The following is a 13,915-nucleotide window of genomic DNA, read 5'->3' as shown; positions in this document are numbered from 1 at the left end:
TGCTCAGCACGTCCGCGCTCAAGCGTCCGCGCTGTCCGCCTTCGGCCGCAACAATTCCAGCAGGCCCAGGGTGGCCTTGGCGCGCTGCGCGGTCTCGCTCAGGCCTTCACGCAGGGCACTGCGGGCGGCCTCGGTGAGCAGGGCGATATCGCGTTCGGGGCCGGCCTCGATCCGCTTCAGCAGCGCTTCCGGGGCCTCGTTGGGCAGTTCCTCGGCGATCCGAACCAGCATCGCGCCGATGGCGCCGGCGCGCAGGCTGTCGGGATCCAGATGGGTCTCGCCGATGCGCTCGTTGGCCAGCAGGTCAGCGATCGCGGTGCTCTCGCGGTCGCACTGCAGCACCGCGTCGAGGAACTCGTCAGCCGCCTCGGCGCCGCCTTCCTCGCGCAGGATCGCCAGCGCCTCGCGGCCCAGGCCCACCCGCGCCGACCAAGGCTTGAGATCCTCCAGCACGCTCAACTCTTCGCTTACGCGCGGGTGCAGGCGAACCGCAATCAGATCCCACCACGCGCGGCAAAAGACGCGGTTGGCCGGCTGCAGCCAGCTCTGGATATTCCGGTAGTAGCTGTAGATCTTCTGCAGGTTGGCATCCGGCACGCCGCCCGGGCGCATGCCGTTCAAATTGACATTGACGTAGTGGTGCCAGGTCGAGTCGCAGACGATGCGGCCGGGACGCTGGCTCTGGCCGGCGTAGGCATTCGCCAAGCGTCCGTCCCAGGCGCTGATCAGGCCGAACATGCGCGGTTGCACCGGCGGCTTCCACACACCGTTCTGGACCGAGCGGCCACCGGATACGCCCGAGGCCACCAGCGTTGCCGGCACGCGCTGCGCCGGGTTGGCGGACTGCGCGGGGAACTCGGCGAAACTGAGCGCACCGACGGTGTACGTCGCGCCGAGCGTGGCCGCATTGGTGACGGCGTAGCAGACGCTCTCGTGCGGGTGGTCGGGCAGCACGTCGATATCGCGGTTGAAGTTCAGATTGCCGGTGTTGCCGTCACGCACCACCGGCGCGCCGGGCAGCATCAGCAGCGGATGCACCCGCGCCTGCCAGCGGGTGGTGGCATGGGCGGTCACGGTGTAGTGCGGGAAGATCCGCTGCGGGATGTTGTCGCCCTGGTCGCTGAAATCGTAGAGGCCATTGGCGCCCGGGTCGACCACGGTGTCGATGCGCTGCACCGCCTGGTCGATATTGGTCTCGCCGCCCATCGGGATGCTGCTCCACTCGCGCATGCGGCGGATGCGCGGCAGGCTGCCGCACAGAGGTTGGCCGATGTTGGCGTGATCGCCTGTGGCGAATACGCCGCCGCCGGCATTCATGAAGCGCGCGACCACTTCGATCTGGTTGTTGGGCAGGTCCATCGCGCTGCTGCTGGAGCGTCCGAACATCCAGATCTGGTCATAGTTGGAAACGGTGACCGCCGTCGCGGCCGTCGCGAAGTTGAAATTGTTCAACACCGTATAGCTGTCGGTGCCGACATTGATCGGGTTAGGGTTGGGGTAGTTGCCGCGATAGGCTAGGGTCAGCACCGGTTTGATGCTGACGCTGCTGTCGGTGGTCAGCGCTTCCAGCACACGCAGTAGGCCGAAGTCGGCGGCGCCGTAGGTCAGATCGGGCTCGGTGACAATCAGGATGCGCGGGCGGCACAGCCGCAGGTTGTTGAGGATCAGATCGCGCTCGATCTCGAGCACGCTGAAATCGCGGATAAGCAGTGGGTTCATGACGGTGTTCTCGCTACAGAGGCCGGGGGCATGTGGGCTGCCGGCGGTTCCAGGGCGCGTGGAGTGCGCCGGTTCTGCGGCAGCGGAAACGCGAGTGGGCCAGTGCGGCGGTGCCGTTTCGGGGCGGTTCGCGGGGGCCGTTCGGGTGCAGTGCTGCGGCTGTAACAGACTCCGCCCTGCGCTGATCCCGCGCAGTCGGCTGATCACTCGCCTGTCAGTCAGATTTCTGCGCGATCGGGGGTAGGAGAATTACTGATGTGCACGGATGTGTGCATCGCATCACGCCTCACGTGGCGTAGCAGACCTACGGACCGAGTGGTGCTCGCGCAGAAAGCCGCGGTCGGCCGGATCCACTCCCGTTTGCAGCACTCGGCAGGCCGGAAAACGCTGCCGCAACGGCGGTCGGCTGCACGCCCGGGCTATGCTGCGGCCCACACTCGGCCACCATAGCCCGATCGGTTTGCAGGCAATGACGATTGATTTCATCCGCTTGAGCGCCATCGAGGTGATGGCCGTCGGCCTGCTGTACTTCGCCACCCTGTATATCGCAGCGGCCATCGTCACCCTGCTGCTGACTCGCGGCCTGCTGCCGTCGCTGGGCCTCGGCCGTCGCCTGGATATGCATGCCTTGGGCCCCGGCCAGCTGCGCCGCGAACTCGCCTTGTCGACCAGCTCGGTGCTGATCTTCGGGCTCGGGCTGATCGTGCCCTGGGGGCTGCTGCAGCTGGGCTGGGCGCGGCTGGCGCCACAGCCGGCCGCGTTCCGCATCGTCCTCGAGTTCGCGCTGCTGCTGGTCTGGAACGAACTGCATTTCTACGCCAGTCATCGCCTGCTGCATACGCGGCCGCTGCGGCGCTTCCACGCGCACCACCATCGCTCGATTGTGACCACGCCGTGGTCCACCTACAGCTTCCACCCGGTCGAGGCGCTGCTGCTGGGCAGTGTGCCCCTGCTGCCGATGCTGGTGCACGACTTCAGCTTCGCCGCGCTGGCGGCATTGCCGGTGCTCAGCATCGCGCTCAACAGCATTGGCCACTCGAACTACAGCTTCATCGCGGCCGAATCGCCCGCGGTCACGCACAGCCCCAGCTATCGTCACCACCGCCACCACGTCAGCTATCACGGCAACTATGGGTTCCTGCTGAGCGTGTTCGATCGTTGGTTCGGCACCGCGCTGCCGCCTGCCGACGATTCACGACCACCCACTGTCGCTGCAGAAGGGCCCATCTGAGCGCATGCCGCAACACGCCATCACCGCGAATCCGGGCTGCAGCGCCAGACCCGAACCGACGGCACTCGGCCGGCTGCGCTTTCGTCGCGACCTGCAAAGCCTTGCCTACCTGCTGGCATGGCCAGTGCTGGCCGCGTGGCAATGGCGATATGGCCTCTCGCCCCTGCTGTACACGCTGCAGCTGCTGCTCAGCATCGGCATCGGCGTGATCCACCACAACCACGCGCATCTGCCGATGTGGCGTGGGCGCTGGCTCAATCGCGCGACGGACCTGTGGATCACCTTGCTGCAGGGCCACCCGACCTGGGTGTTCGCGCCGGCGCATATGGGCAACCACCACCGCCATCGGCATGGCCCGCAGGATGTCGCGCGCACCTACCGGTTTGGCGGTGATCGCAATGATCTGCTCGGCTGGCTGATGCACCCGCTGCACGCGGTGCTCGCGGTGTAGCCCTTGATTCTGCGCGCGCTGAAGCAGCTGCACCGACGGCAGTCGGCGGCCTATCGCTGGTATGCCCTGCAGTACGCGCTGTGGTTGGGCAGCTGGAGCCTGCTGCTGGTCCTGGACCCGTGGAACGCGCTGCTGCTGGTGATTGTTCCGCAGCTGTTCGGTCTGCACTGGCTGCTGGGCGCCAACTATCTGCAGCATGCGCACGCCGATGGACATTCGCCGCTGGATTTCGCGCGCAATTTCGGCGGCGGTGTGAACCTGCTGTTCTTCAACATCGGCCGGCACACGGCGCACCACCTGCAGCCGCGATTGCACTGGTCGCTGCTGCCAGCGCTGCAGCAGGACATCGCGCCGCGGCTGGATCCGCGCCTGCAGGAGCCTGGCCTGCTGCGCTATCTGCTGCGGGTGTTCGTGCTCGGCAGCGTGCTGCCGCGCTATCGATCGCGCTCGCTGATGGCGAGTGCCCCCGCGCAGGTGAACAGCGACCAGCCGCTTGACGCGTCGAGCCCGCCGGCCGACAGCGCACGATGAGCCGCGTCAGCGCGTCTTCGCCCCTTTGATCAGCCATGGAACGGATTCTGATGCCCACACAGTTTGAACGCATCTACCTGCAGGGCACCGGGCGCTTTCTGCCCGGCGCGGCGATCGACAACGCTGCGATGGACGCCTATATCGCCCCGCTGAGTCGGATCTCGGGCCGTATCAAGCAGCGCATCCTGAGCGAGAACGGCATCCGCAGCCGCCACTACGCCATCGATGCCGAGGGCAATACGTTGTATTCGAACGCGGCGATGGCCGCGCAGGCGGTTACGGAGTGTCTGCGCGATGCTGGCTGCAGCCTCGCCGAGGTCGGGCTGCTGGCGGCAGGCACCTCCGGCGGCGACGCTTTGATGCCAGGCTTTGCCAGCATGCTGCAGGGTGAGCTCGGCGCAGCGCCGATGGAGACGCTGTCCAGCCACGGGATCTGTGCCTCGGGCATCGGTGCCTGGGCCTATGCCGCGCAGTCGATCGAGCTGGGCGCGCAGCGTCGCGCGCTGGTCGCTGCCAGCGAGATGCCTTCGCGTCTGTTCAAGCGTTCGCGCTATGCGGGCAAGGGCTACGACGCCGACTTCGACGCGCATTTTCTGCGCTGGATGCTGTCCGACGGCGCCGGCGCGCTGCTGCTCGGCGATGCGCCCAACGCAGGAGCTGGCCTGCGCCTGCGCCTGCGCTGGATCCACCAGCGCTCGTTCGGTGGCGACTACCCGGTGTGCATGCAGCTGGGCCTGAGCGCCGACCGCGAGCGCTCGCATCTGGACTACCCGTCCTGGCAGGCGGCCGAGGCCGAGGGCGCGCTGTTCCTGCGTCAGGACATCCGCCTGCTGCCGCATCTGTTCGATGTCGGCATCCACGAGTATGCCGGGCTCGCCCATGCCGGTTGGATCGATCCGGCCACGGTCAGCCACTTCCTATGCCATTACTCCTCGGAACGTTTCGCGCCCCTGGTCGATGAGCTGATGCACAAAGCCGGGCTGGCGATCCCGCGCGAGCGCTGGTACAGCAACCTGATCGAGCGCGGCAACACCGGCGCGGCCTCGATCTTCGTGATGCTGGATGAGTTCCGGCGCTCCCATGAGCTGCAGGCCGGCCAGCGAATTCTGTGCTTCATCCCGGAATCCGGCCGCTTCACGGTCGCCTTCGTGATGCTCGAAGTCGAGGCCGCGGATGCGCCGATGGCGCCGGTGCGTGCGATGGCATCAGCGCCCGCAGCGATCGCCGAGCGGGCCGTGCATGCGAGCGACGCGCCGGCAAGCAACGAGGCCGAAGTCGCGCCGCCGCACGACCCGGCACTCGCGCCGCCGGCGCTGCGCCAGCTGCTCGGTGAGCTGGCGGCGATCTGGCACGGCTATCGATCGAGGGTGTGGCGCACGCCGATCATCCGCAGCCTGCGCGAGGGTCGCTTCGGCCTTGATGACTACCGTCAGTGGATGCAGGACTGGGTGCCGCAGGTGCGCGAGGGCACGCGCTGGATGCGCGAGGCCGCGGCCAATCTGCGCGCGCCCTACAGCGAACTCGGCGGGCTGATCGAAACCCATGCCGGTGACGAGCAGAACGATTTCAAGATCCTGTTCGACGACTACCGTAAGGCCGGCGGCAGCATCAGCGATATCGACGCGCTGCGCCGCAACCCCGGCGGCGAGGCGCTGAATGCCTACCTGCACGCGCTGGCGGCAACTGCGAACCCGATCGGCCTGCTCGGCGCGATCTACATCATCGAAGGCACCGGACAGCGGATCATTCCGGCCCTGTTGCCCCTGATGAAAGCGCGGCCCGATCTGCCTGCTGGCGCGTTCCGCTTTCTCGAATACCACGGCGCCAACGATGTCCATCATCTGCAGCGTTGGCTGCAGGCGGTGGAGATCGTGATCGCCATCGACAGCATTGAAACTGGCAGCGCCGCCGAGCAGATCATCGCCACCGCCGCCCGCACTGCGGAGCTCTATCTGATGCAATTCGAGCACGTCAAAGCATGAAGACCGCCCCTGACTTCGTCACCGAAGCGCACGATCCGCAGGACCCCAACCCCTGGCTCGCCCTGTATCTGGACCGCAGCACGCCGCTGCCGGAGCCGATCAAGCGCGCTTGGCTGGCGGATTCGAGCTCGCGTGCGCGCCAGTACCTGCTGCCCTTCCTGCGCCCGCTGGCGCGGCTGTGCATCGTGCTGGTGCAGGTGGTGAAGGTGTTCACCCCGCGCAAGCTGGCCTTCTCGAAAGCCCTACACCGCTTGCTTGCTTGGGGCCTGCGCAATTTCCTGCGCCCGGAGGCCAACTGGCTGATCCTGCGACACTTTCACCTGGGCTCGCAGAGTCTCGCCTTCATCGCCGCCAATGCGCCGGTGGCGGTGCCCACCGCCGGCCTGTTTCCGCAGACGATCGATGACCTAGCCGACGAGGTGTTTCTCAAGCATGACCTCAATCTGTTCAACTTCGTGATCCGTCTGAACAAGGCGATGAACGAGGTCGGTGCCAGCCTCGCCCCGGTCGCCGAGCCGGACTTCTCGATGATTGAAGAGCCCAGCGTGCGCTTGGAAGACATGCCGCGGCGCTGGACCAACCTCATCGACCTGCAAAGCGGCATCGAGCTGTTCACCCCGGTCTATCAGCTGTTTCTGAGCGACAGCGACTTCTGGCGTGCGACCAACTCGCTGCAGCTCGACGAGACCATCGGCATCTACGTGGCCACCCTGCTGAACGCGCGCGAGCATCTGATCCTGGTCAACAACCGCCACCCGCTGGTGCCGATGTCGACCCTGCGCGCGGGCTTCCGGCTGACCCTGCATGGCCTGTCGACGGAGATGCTGCATGCGTTTCTGGTTCAGCAGCGCGAGCTGCAGACCCAGCGCTGCGGCCAACCTGAAGGCATGTAGAGCCAAGCTTGCTCGGCCCGCACCGAACGCGCGTCAATTCAGGCTGTCGCCAGCGCTGCAACACCCAGCGAGGTAGCGATCGCCTTGGCGGCTTCGCGGCCTTCGTACACTGCCGTAACTACAAGGTCAGCGCCGCGCACCATATCGCCACCGGCAAAGATCTTGGCGTGTGCGGTCTGGAAGGGCAGGGCGCCGCCTTCGCCGACGCGCACGCGGCCATTGATCTGTAGCTGCACGCCGTGGCTAGCGAGCCAGTCCGGCGGGCTGGGAGTGAAGCCGAACGCGACCATCACCTGGTCGGCGCCGATTTCGCGCTCGCTGCCGGGAATTTCCTCGAACTGGCGGCGGCCCTTGGCATCGGCCGGGCCGAGCCGGGTCTCGACCACCTGCACCGCGCGCACCTGGCCCTGTTCGCCACTGAGGATGGCCTTGGGCTGCAGCCGAAACAGAAAGTTGACGCCCTCTTCCTTCGCTTTGCCGACCTCGCGCTTGGAACCGGGCATATCGTCTTCGTCGCGGCGGTACACGCAGCTGACGCTGGCTGCACCCTGGCGGATCGCCGTGCGGTTGCAGTCCATCGCGGTATCACCGCCGCCGAGCACGATCACGTGCTTGCCCCACAGCTTCGGCGGTTCCGGGTCGAAGCCCAGCGCGTAGCGGCCATTGCCGATCAGATAGGGCAGGGCAGGCACCACGCCTTCAAGGTCGAGCCCGGGCAGCGCGCCATCGACGGCGGTGTAGGTGCCGAGGCCGAGGAACACGGCGTCGAAGTCGTTCAGCAGCTGATCGAAGCTGAGGTCGCGGCCGATCTCGACGCCGAGCCTGAACTCGATGCCCATGCCCTCCAGCACCTGCCGGCGCGTGCGCACCACTTCCTTGTCGAGCTTGAACGGCGGGATGCCGAAACTCAGCAGGCCGCCGATTTCGGGATGGCGATCGAACACCACCGCATCGATGCCCTGACGCGCCAGCACATCCGCGCAGGCAAGGCCCGCCGGCCCGGCGCCGACCACGGCGACACGCTTGCCCGAGGGCACCACGCCCGACAGGTCCGGCCGCCAGCCCTGGGCCAGCGCGGTGTCAGTGATGTACTTCTCGATGCTGCCGATGGTGACCGCACCGAAGTCGTCATTGAGCGTGCAGGCGCCTTCGCAGAGGCGATCCTGCGGGCAGACCCGGCCGCAGATCTCGGGCAGCGGATTGGTCGAATGCGACAGCTCCGCGGCCTCGAACAGCCGACCCTCGCGGATCAGCTCCAGCCAGTTCGGAATGTAGTTGTGGACTGGACACTTCCACTCGCAGTAGGGGTTGCCGCAGTCCAGGCAGCGCGCGGCCTGGTCGGCTGCATCGGGCGCCTCGTACTGGCCATAGATCTCGCGGCCGTCGAGGATGCGCAGCTTGACCGGCACCTCGGTCGGCATGCGCCGGTTGGAGCTCAGGAAATGCATCGGGTCGCGTTTCATCAGGCAGCCCTCCGCAGTGCATTGATGAGTGAATCGAGGCCGGCCGCCTTCGGCTTGACCAGCCAGAAGCGCGGCAGGAAGCCGCGGAAGTCGTCGAGGATCTCGGCCGCCAGGGTGCTGCCGGTCAGCACGCGGTGGCGTTCGATCAGACTGCGCAGGTGCTGCAGGTGGGCCTCAAGGCCTTCCAGGGTGATCCGGTTCAAGTCGATAAGCTCGTGGTTGTAGCGGTCGACGAAGTTGCGATCGAGATCGAGCACGTAGGCGAAGCCGCCGGTCATGCCGGCGCCGAAGTTCAGGCCGGTGGAGCCGAGCACCGCGATCACGCCGCCGGTCATGTACTCGCAGCAGTGGTCGCCGGCGCCCTCCACCATCGCGGTGGCGCCGGAGTTGCGCACCGCAAAGCGTTGGCCCGCTGTTCCGGCGGCGAACAGATCTCCGCCGGTGGCGCCGTACAGACAGGTGTTGCCGAGGATGGCCGACTTGCGCGCGATGTAGCGCGCGTCGTCCGGCGGCCGCACGGTGATCAGGCCGCCGGCCATGCCCTTGCCGACGTAGTCATTCGCCTCGCCGCACAGATGAAGTTCAAGCCCGCCGGCGTTGAAGGCGCCGAAACTCTGGCCCACGCTGCCGGACAGATCCAGCCGCACCGGGTGGGCCGCCATCGCGGTGTTGCCGTGTTTGCGCGCGATCATGCCCGACAGCGCGGCGCCGACTGCACGGTGGATATTGCGCACCGGATAGCTGAAACGGCCGCCGCTGCCGGCTTCGATCGCCGGTCCGACCTCGGCCAGCACGCGCACGTGGAAATCGTCCGGGTCCTTGGTTGGCCGGCCCGGTGCGCAGGCCGCCGCGGGTGGATTCGGAGGCGCTGCCAGCAAGGGGCGCAGATCGATCCGCTGACGTCGTGCGTCAAGGCTCAGCCGCGGCTGCAGCAGATCACTGCGGCCGGTGAGTTCGGCCAGGCTGCGCACGCCGAGCCGGGCCATGTAGCCGCGCAGTTCCTCGACCACCCCGATGAAGTAGGCCATCACCTGCTCGGGCATGCCCTTGAAGTGCTTGGCGCGCAGCACATGGTGCTGGGTGGCCACGCCGGTGGCGCAGTTGTTCAAGTGGCAGATGCGCAGGTATTTGCAGCCCAGCGCGATCATCGGCGCGGTGCCGAAGCCGAAGCTGTCGGCGCCGAGCAGGGCTGCCTTCAGCACGTCGAGGCCGGTCTTCAGGCCGCCGTCGGTCTGCAGGATGATGCGGTCGCGCAAGCCGTTCGCGCTCAGCGCGTGGTGCGCCTCGGTCAGCCCGAGCTCCCACGGCCCACCGGCGTACTTGATCGAGGTCAGCGGGCTGGCACCGGTGCCGCCGTCGTAGCCGGACACGGTGATCAGATCCGCACCCGCCTTGGCCACGCCCGAGGCGATCGTGCCCACACCCGCATGGCTGACCAGCTTGACCGACACCAGCGCGGTCGGGTTGATCTGCTTCAGGTCGTAGATGAGCTGGGCCAGGTCTTCGATCGAGTAGATGTCGTGGTGCGGCGGCGGGCTGATCAGGCCGATGCCGGGCTTGGCATAGCGCAGTCGGGCGATCAGCTCGTTGACTTTGTGTCCGGGCAGCTGGCCGCCTTCGCCGGGCTTGGCGCCCTGCGCGACCTTGATCTGCAGCACCTCGGCATTGACCAGATACTCGGGCGTGACGCCAAAGCGGCCGGAAGCGACCTGCTTGATCCGCGACATCTTTTCGGTGCCGTAGCGCAGCGGATCTTCGCCGCCTTCGCCGGAGTTGCTGCGGCCGCCGAGGCGGTTCATCGCGATCGCCAGCGCCTCGTGCGCCTCGGGCGAGAGCGCGCCCAAGCTCATGCCGGCCGAGTCGAAGGCCTTGAACATCTTCGCGGCGGGTTCGACCTCGTCGATCGGGATCGGTGTTGCCGACGCCCAATCCGGTTCAAGCAGGTCACGCAGCATCGAGGGCTCGCGCTCATTCACCAGCTTGGCGTAAGCCAGCCAGTCGGCATGTTCGCCGGTGAGCGTGGCCGACTGCAGAGCGCCGACCACGTCCGGATTGAAGGCGTGGTACTCGCCGCCGTGGATGTACTTGAACAGGCCGCCGGCTTCGACGCCGAAGCCGGTATTCCAGGCGCGGGCGGCCAGCAGCTGCTGGTCGGCTTCGAGTTCGCCGAAGCCGGGTCCGCCGACGCGGCTGGGCGTGCCGGAGAAGCAGCGCGCCACCACATCGTTCGACAGACCCACGATCTCAAACAGGGCCGCGCCGCGGTAGCTGGCGACCGTGCTGATGCCCATCTTGGAGAGGATCTTCAGCAGGCCGTTGCGGATGCCGCGACGGTAGCTGCGGCCGAGCTCACGATGCTCGGCGGTGCGCGTCTCGGGCTCGGCCGAGCGCGCCAGATCGAAGATGGTCTGGTAGGCCAGATACGGATACACCGCAGTGGCGCCGTAGCCGATCAGGCAGGCGAAGTGATGCGGATCGCGCGCGGTGCCGGTTTCCACCAGCAGGTTGCAGTCCGAGCGCAGGCCGCAGTTGACCAGATGCTGATGCACCGCGCCGACCGCCAGCAGGGCGTGAATCGGCAGGTGCTCGGCGCGGATCGCGCGGTCCGACATCACCACCAGCAGCGTGCCCGAGCGCACGGCTTCCTCGGCCAGGCGGCAGCAGCGCGCCAGCGCCGCGTCCAGGCCATCGGCCTGCGGATAGTTCAGATCGATCACCACCGAGCCGACGCCTTCCTCGCGCAGACCGAGAATCTGCCGGAACTTGCGCTGGCTCAACACCGGCGAATTGATCATCACCTGGCGTGCATAGGCCGGGTTGAGCTCGAACAGATTGCTCTCGCGCGCGATCTGGGTGTGCAGGCTCATCACCAGCTTCTCGCGATAGCTGTCGATGGGCGGGTTGGTGACCTGTGCAAAGGCCTGGCGGAAGGCGTCGTACAGCGAGCGCACCCGGGTCGACAGCAGTGGCAGCGGGGTGTCGTCCCCCATCGAGCCGATCGCCTCGCCTTCGGTTTCGGCCAGCACCTTGAGCACGGTGTCGCGCTCTTCGGCCGAGAGGTTGAACATCTTCTGGTAGCGCAGCAGATCGGCCGGCAGCAGTGGCTCAGCGGCCAGCCGCGCGTCGATCAGGTCGGTTTCCAGATAGCGAACGCCCTGCTTCAGCCAGCGCTTGAACGGCGCGCGCTCGCGGTTGATCTGGTCGATTCGCGCGGTGTCGAGAAACTCGCCGCGGTGCAGATCCACCGCCAGCATTTCGCCCGGCCCCAGCCGGCCCTTGGCGACGATCTCGCGCGCCGGCCAGTCGACCACGCCGGCCTCGGAGGCCACCACCAGCATGCGGCTGGTGTTGAGCGCCCAGCGCGCCGGGCGCAGGCCGTTGCGGTCGAGCGCGCAGGCGGCATAGCGGCTGTCGGTCAGCACGATGCCGGCCGGGCCGTCCCAGGGCTCCATGTGCAGGGCGAAGTATTCGTAGAACGCGCGTAGGTCCGGGTCCATGCCGTCGACGTTCTGCCAGGCCGGCGGAATCAGGATGCGCATCGCCTGCAGCAGGTCCATGCCGCCGGTCAGCAGCACCTCGAGCATGTTGTCGAGGCTGGCGGAGTCGGAGCCGTCCTGGCTGACCAGCGGCTCGAACTCGCGGAAGTCCACCAGCGGCGAGCGCATTCGCGCGCCGCGCGCACGCGCCCAGAAGCGGTTGCCGCGGATAGTGTTGATCTCGCCGTTGTGGGCCAGATAGCGGAACGGCTGCGCCAGCGCCCAGCGCGGCAGGGTGTTGGTCGAAAAGCGCTGGTGGAACACCACCGATGAACTGGCCAGGCGCGGGTGCGACAGATCCGGATAGAACTCGCGCAGACGTTCGGGCATCACCATGCCCTTGTAGCCGAGGCTGTGCTCGGCCAGGGTCACCACGTGGAAATCGCTGACATCGGCCAGCGCCATCTCGGCGCGCCGGCGCGCGGTGTAGAGACCGCGCTGGAAGCTGGCGGCATCCTCACCGCGGTCGGCATTCACGAACACCTGCTCGATGCGCGGCAGTCGCTCACGTGCCAGCGGCCCGGCCGCCTGCGGGTTGACAGGCACCTGGCGCCAGCCAGCGATACGCGAGCCGGTTTTCTCCAGCTGCGCGCGCAGTTCATCGCGACAGCGTGCAGCTGCTGCTTCGTCCATCGGCAGGAACACGAGACCCGCGGTGGCCAGCGGTGCCAGCGAGAAGCCGTGGTCTTCGGCGAGCGCGCGGATGAACGCCTCGGGGCGGCGGATCAGCAGGCCGCAGCCGTCGCCGGATTCACCGTCGGCCGCGACCGCGCCGCGATGGGTCATGCGCGAGAGAGCAGTCAGGCCGAGGTCGATGATCTCGCGGCTGGGCGCGTCATCGAGATGGGCGATCAGGCCGAAGCCGCAGCCGTCGTGTTCAAGCCGCGGGTCGAACAGAACCTGCGGCGCCTGCTGGTCAATTCCGCTCATACGCTTGCGATGCCCCCGGGGGATGTTGCTGGCGCGGTTTCCAGCGCCCACCGTGGGCCGCCGGACCCCCACACAATCACACCCTTGTGCGACGCGTCAAACTACCAAGAGGAATACCGGAGCGGACCAGCAGCAGGCCACTTCGTCCAGGCCGTCAGGCCGGCCACTTCGGCTGGTTATGGACGCACGTTTGCGGCCGCTGAGGGGCATTTTGGGCTCACGGCGCGCGACCGTTTGCGCGAGTTCTGCGGCGTTTTCGGCGGGCGCTGTGCGCGTCCGCAGCGGCGGGTTGTTCCGCGGGTTGGCGCTGCGGTTCAACTCCGGGCTGCGGCTCAAACAACGGTGGTGCGCTGGCGAGTCTTCGCAAGCATCAAGAATTCAAATGGAGAGCTGTCGCTCTCCGCGGCCGGTGTGCGCCGTGCAGCGAGCCGTGTGCGTCTGGTCGCTGCGTTCCTGTTCCCGTTCCGGGTATCGGCCCGTCAAGGCGGACGTACACGGCTATGGCCGGGAGCTTTCAGAGTGAGTAGGGCTGGATACTGCCGCACTTGAATCCTCCCTAAGGCTCAACTAATGTGCCAGCCGTGACTTATGGGACTAGTTTTCTAGCTTTCATATTCTGCCTCCCGGCCGTGCACAAGCTTTCCACTCCATTGGCCTTCCATGACCTTCTTCCACGGCGTCTTCCTTCATAGTTGCGGATCGACTGGGCTCGCAGCTCGCGCAAAGCTTGCAGTCTGCTCGCTGGCGGTGAGCCATCCTCGCCTGCGTCGCGCCTTCCTCGCGTGCTTGCTCGCATCGAGTTCAGCGGTGCTCGCTGAAAACGCGCCGCCGGATGAGGTCCTGGTCGAGGATGCTCCGGTTCTCGTCGGTCTGTCTGAGTCGACCGGTGCAGCTGTCTTCCGCTATCGCAGCCGCCTGCATGTGGTCGTCGTGGAAGACGATTTCCCGAACGGCGATTTCAGGCTCGTTCGGGTCGCAAACAACGCTGTCCTGATCGAGCGCTTGAGTGCGGTTCCAGGAACTCTTGAGCTGACGGAGGTCCAGCTCGGGCAAAGTGTGCAGCCCACTCCGCCCATCCTGCGCAACAACGTCTATCCGCTCCCCGCAGCTCCGGGCGAAAGCCAGTGAGTGTCGTCGGAGGCCTACTGCATTCTCTGGCGCGGGCGGTGATCGAGAGTC

9 protein-coding genes are annotated in these 13,915 nt (G+C 66.9%); 6 read left to right on the top strand and 3 right to left on the bottom strand.

The window, feature by feature from the left end; genetic code table 11:
* Positions 1-18: 18 nt before the first annotated feature.
* Positions 19-1,719, bottom strand: a complete 1,701-nt coding sequence (locus ACIQ7H_RS02980) for a hypothetical protein (protein WP_395788233.1) — start codon at positions 1,717-1,719, stop codon at positions 19-21.
* A 469-nt stretch (positions 1,720-2,188) separates the two neighbouring features.
* On the opposite strand from ACIQ7H_RS02980, the gene ACIQ7H_RS02975 reads away from it, so the two are divergent.
* Genes ACIQ7H_RS02975 through ACIQ7H_RS02955 form a run of 5 tightly spaced genes read left to right on the top strand, consistent with a single transcriptional unit; the run spans position 2,189 to position 6,807 of the window.
* Positions 2,189-2,950, top strand: coding sequence for a sterol desaturase family protein (locus ACIQ7H_RS02975; RefSeq protein WP_395788231.1), 762 nt, complete (start codon positions 2,189-2,191; stop codon positions 2,948-2,950).
* 4 nt (positions 2,951-2,954) lie between these two features.
* Positions 2,955-3,401 (top strand): hypothetical protein, encoded by a 447-nt coding sequence (locus tag ACIQ7H_RS02970; protein ID WP_395788229.1) that lies wholly within the window; start codon positions 2,955-2,957, stop codon positions 3,399-3,401.
* Between the two features lie 3 nt (positions 3,402-3,404).
* Positions 3,405-3,932, top strand: a complete 528-nt coding sequence (locus ACIQ7H_RS02965) for a fatty acid desaturase (RefSeq protein WP_395788227.1) — start codon at positions 3,405-3,407, stop codon at positions 3,930-3,932.
* Between the two features lie 50 nt (positions 3,933-3,982).
* On the top strand, positions 3,983-5,914 hold the full coding sequence (locus ACIQ7H_RS02960) for a 3-oxoacyl-[acyl-carrier-protein] synthase III C-terminal domain-containing protein (protein ID WP_395788225.1): 1,932 nt from the start codon (positions 3,983-3,985) through the stop codon (positions 5,912-5,914).
* The gene (locus ACIQ7H_RS02955) at positions 5,911-6,807 is read left to right on the top strand and encodes a DUF6999 family protein (RefSeq protein ID WP_395788223.1); all 897 of its coding nucleotides are present in this window, start codon (positions 5,911-5,913) and stop codon (positions 6,805-6,807) included. The genes ACIQ7H_RS02960 and ACIQ7H_RS02955 overlap by 4 nt, the downstream gene beginning before the upstream one ends.
* 38 nt (positions 6,808-6,845) lie before the next feature.
* Here the strand turns inward: ACIQ7H_RS02955 and ACIQ7H_RS02950 are convergent, their stop codons facing one another.
* Positions 6,846-8,273, bottom strand: a complete 1,428-nt coding sequence (locus tag ACIQ7H_RS02950; protein WP_395788356.1) for an FAD-dependent oxidoreductase — start codon at positions 8,271-8,273, stop codon at positions 6,846-6,848.
* Positions 8,270-12,736, bottom strand: coding sequence for a glutamate synthase large subunit (gltB, locus tag ACIQ7H_RS02945; RefSeq protein WP_395788221.1), 4,467 nt, complete (start codon positions 12,734-12,736; stop codon positions 8,270-8,272). The genes ACIQ7H_RS02950 and gltB overlap by 4 nt, the downstream gene beginning before the upstream one ends.
* A gap of 660 nt (positions 12,737-13,396) precedes the next feature.
* Here gltB and ACIQ7H_RS02940 point away from each other — a divergent pair.
* Positions 13,397-13,864, top strand: coding sequence for a hypothetical protein (locus tag ACIQ7H_RS02940; protein ID WP_395788219.1), 468 nt, complete (start codon positions 13,397-13,399; stop codon positions 13,862-13,864).
* Positions 13,865-13,915: the final 51 nt, after the last annotated feature.

It is taken from the genome of Aquimonas sp. (assembly GCF_044377145.1).
Taxonomy (GTDB): Bacteria; Pseudomonadota; Gammaproteobacteria; order Xanthomonadales; family Xanthomonadaceae; genus Aquimonas.
This window is presented reverse-complemented; position numbering and strand designations above follow the sequence as displayed.

What these genes read in the sequence shown, in the direction of transcription:
- ACIQ7H_RS02980 (WP_395788233.1), bottom strand. Translation starts at nt 1,719, where the DNA reads ATGAACCCACTGCTTATCCGCGATTTCAGCGTGCTCGAGATCGAGCGC.
- ACIQ7H_RS02975 (WP_395788231.1), top strand. Translation starts at nt 2,189, where the DNA reads ATGACGATTGATTTCATCCGCTTGAGCGCCATCGAGGTGATGGCCGTC.
- ACIQ7H_RS02970 (WP_395788229.1), top strand. Translation starts at nt 2,955, where the DNA reads ATGCCGCAACACGCCATCACCGCGAATCCGGGCTGCAGCGCCAGACCC.
- ACIQ7H_RS02960 (WP_395788225.1), top strand. Translation starts at nt 3,983, where the DNA reads ATGCCCACACAGTTTGAACGCATCTACCTGCAGGGCACCGGGCGCTTT.
- ACIQ7H_RS02955 (WP_395788223.1), top strand. Translation starts at nt 5,911, where the DNA reads ATGAAGACCGCCCCTGACTTCGTCACCGAAGCGCACGATCCGCAGGAC.
- gltB (WP_395788221.1), bottom strand. Translation starts at nt 12,736, where the DNA reads ATGAGCGGAATTGACCAGCAGGCGCCGCAGGTTCTGTTCGACCCGCGG.
- ACIQ7H_RS02940 (WP_395788219.1), top strand. Translation starts at nt 13,397, where the DNA reads ATGACCTTCTTCCACGGCGTCTTCCTTCATAGTTGCGGATCGACTGGG.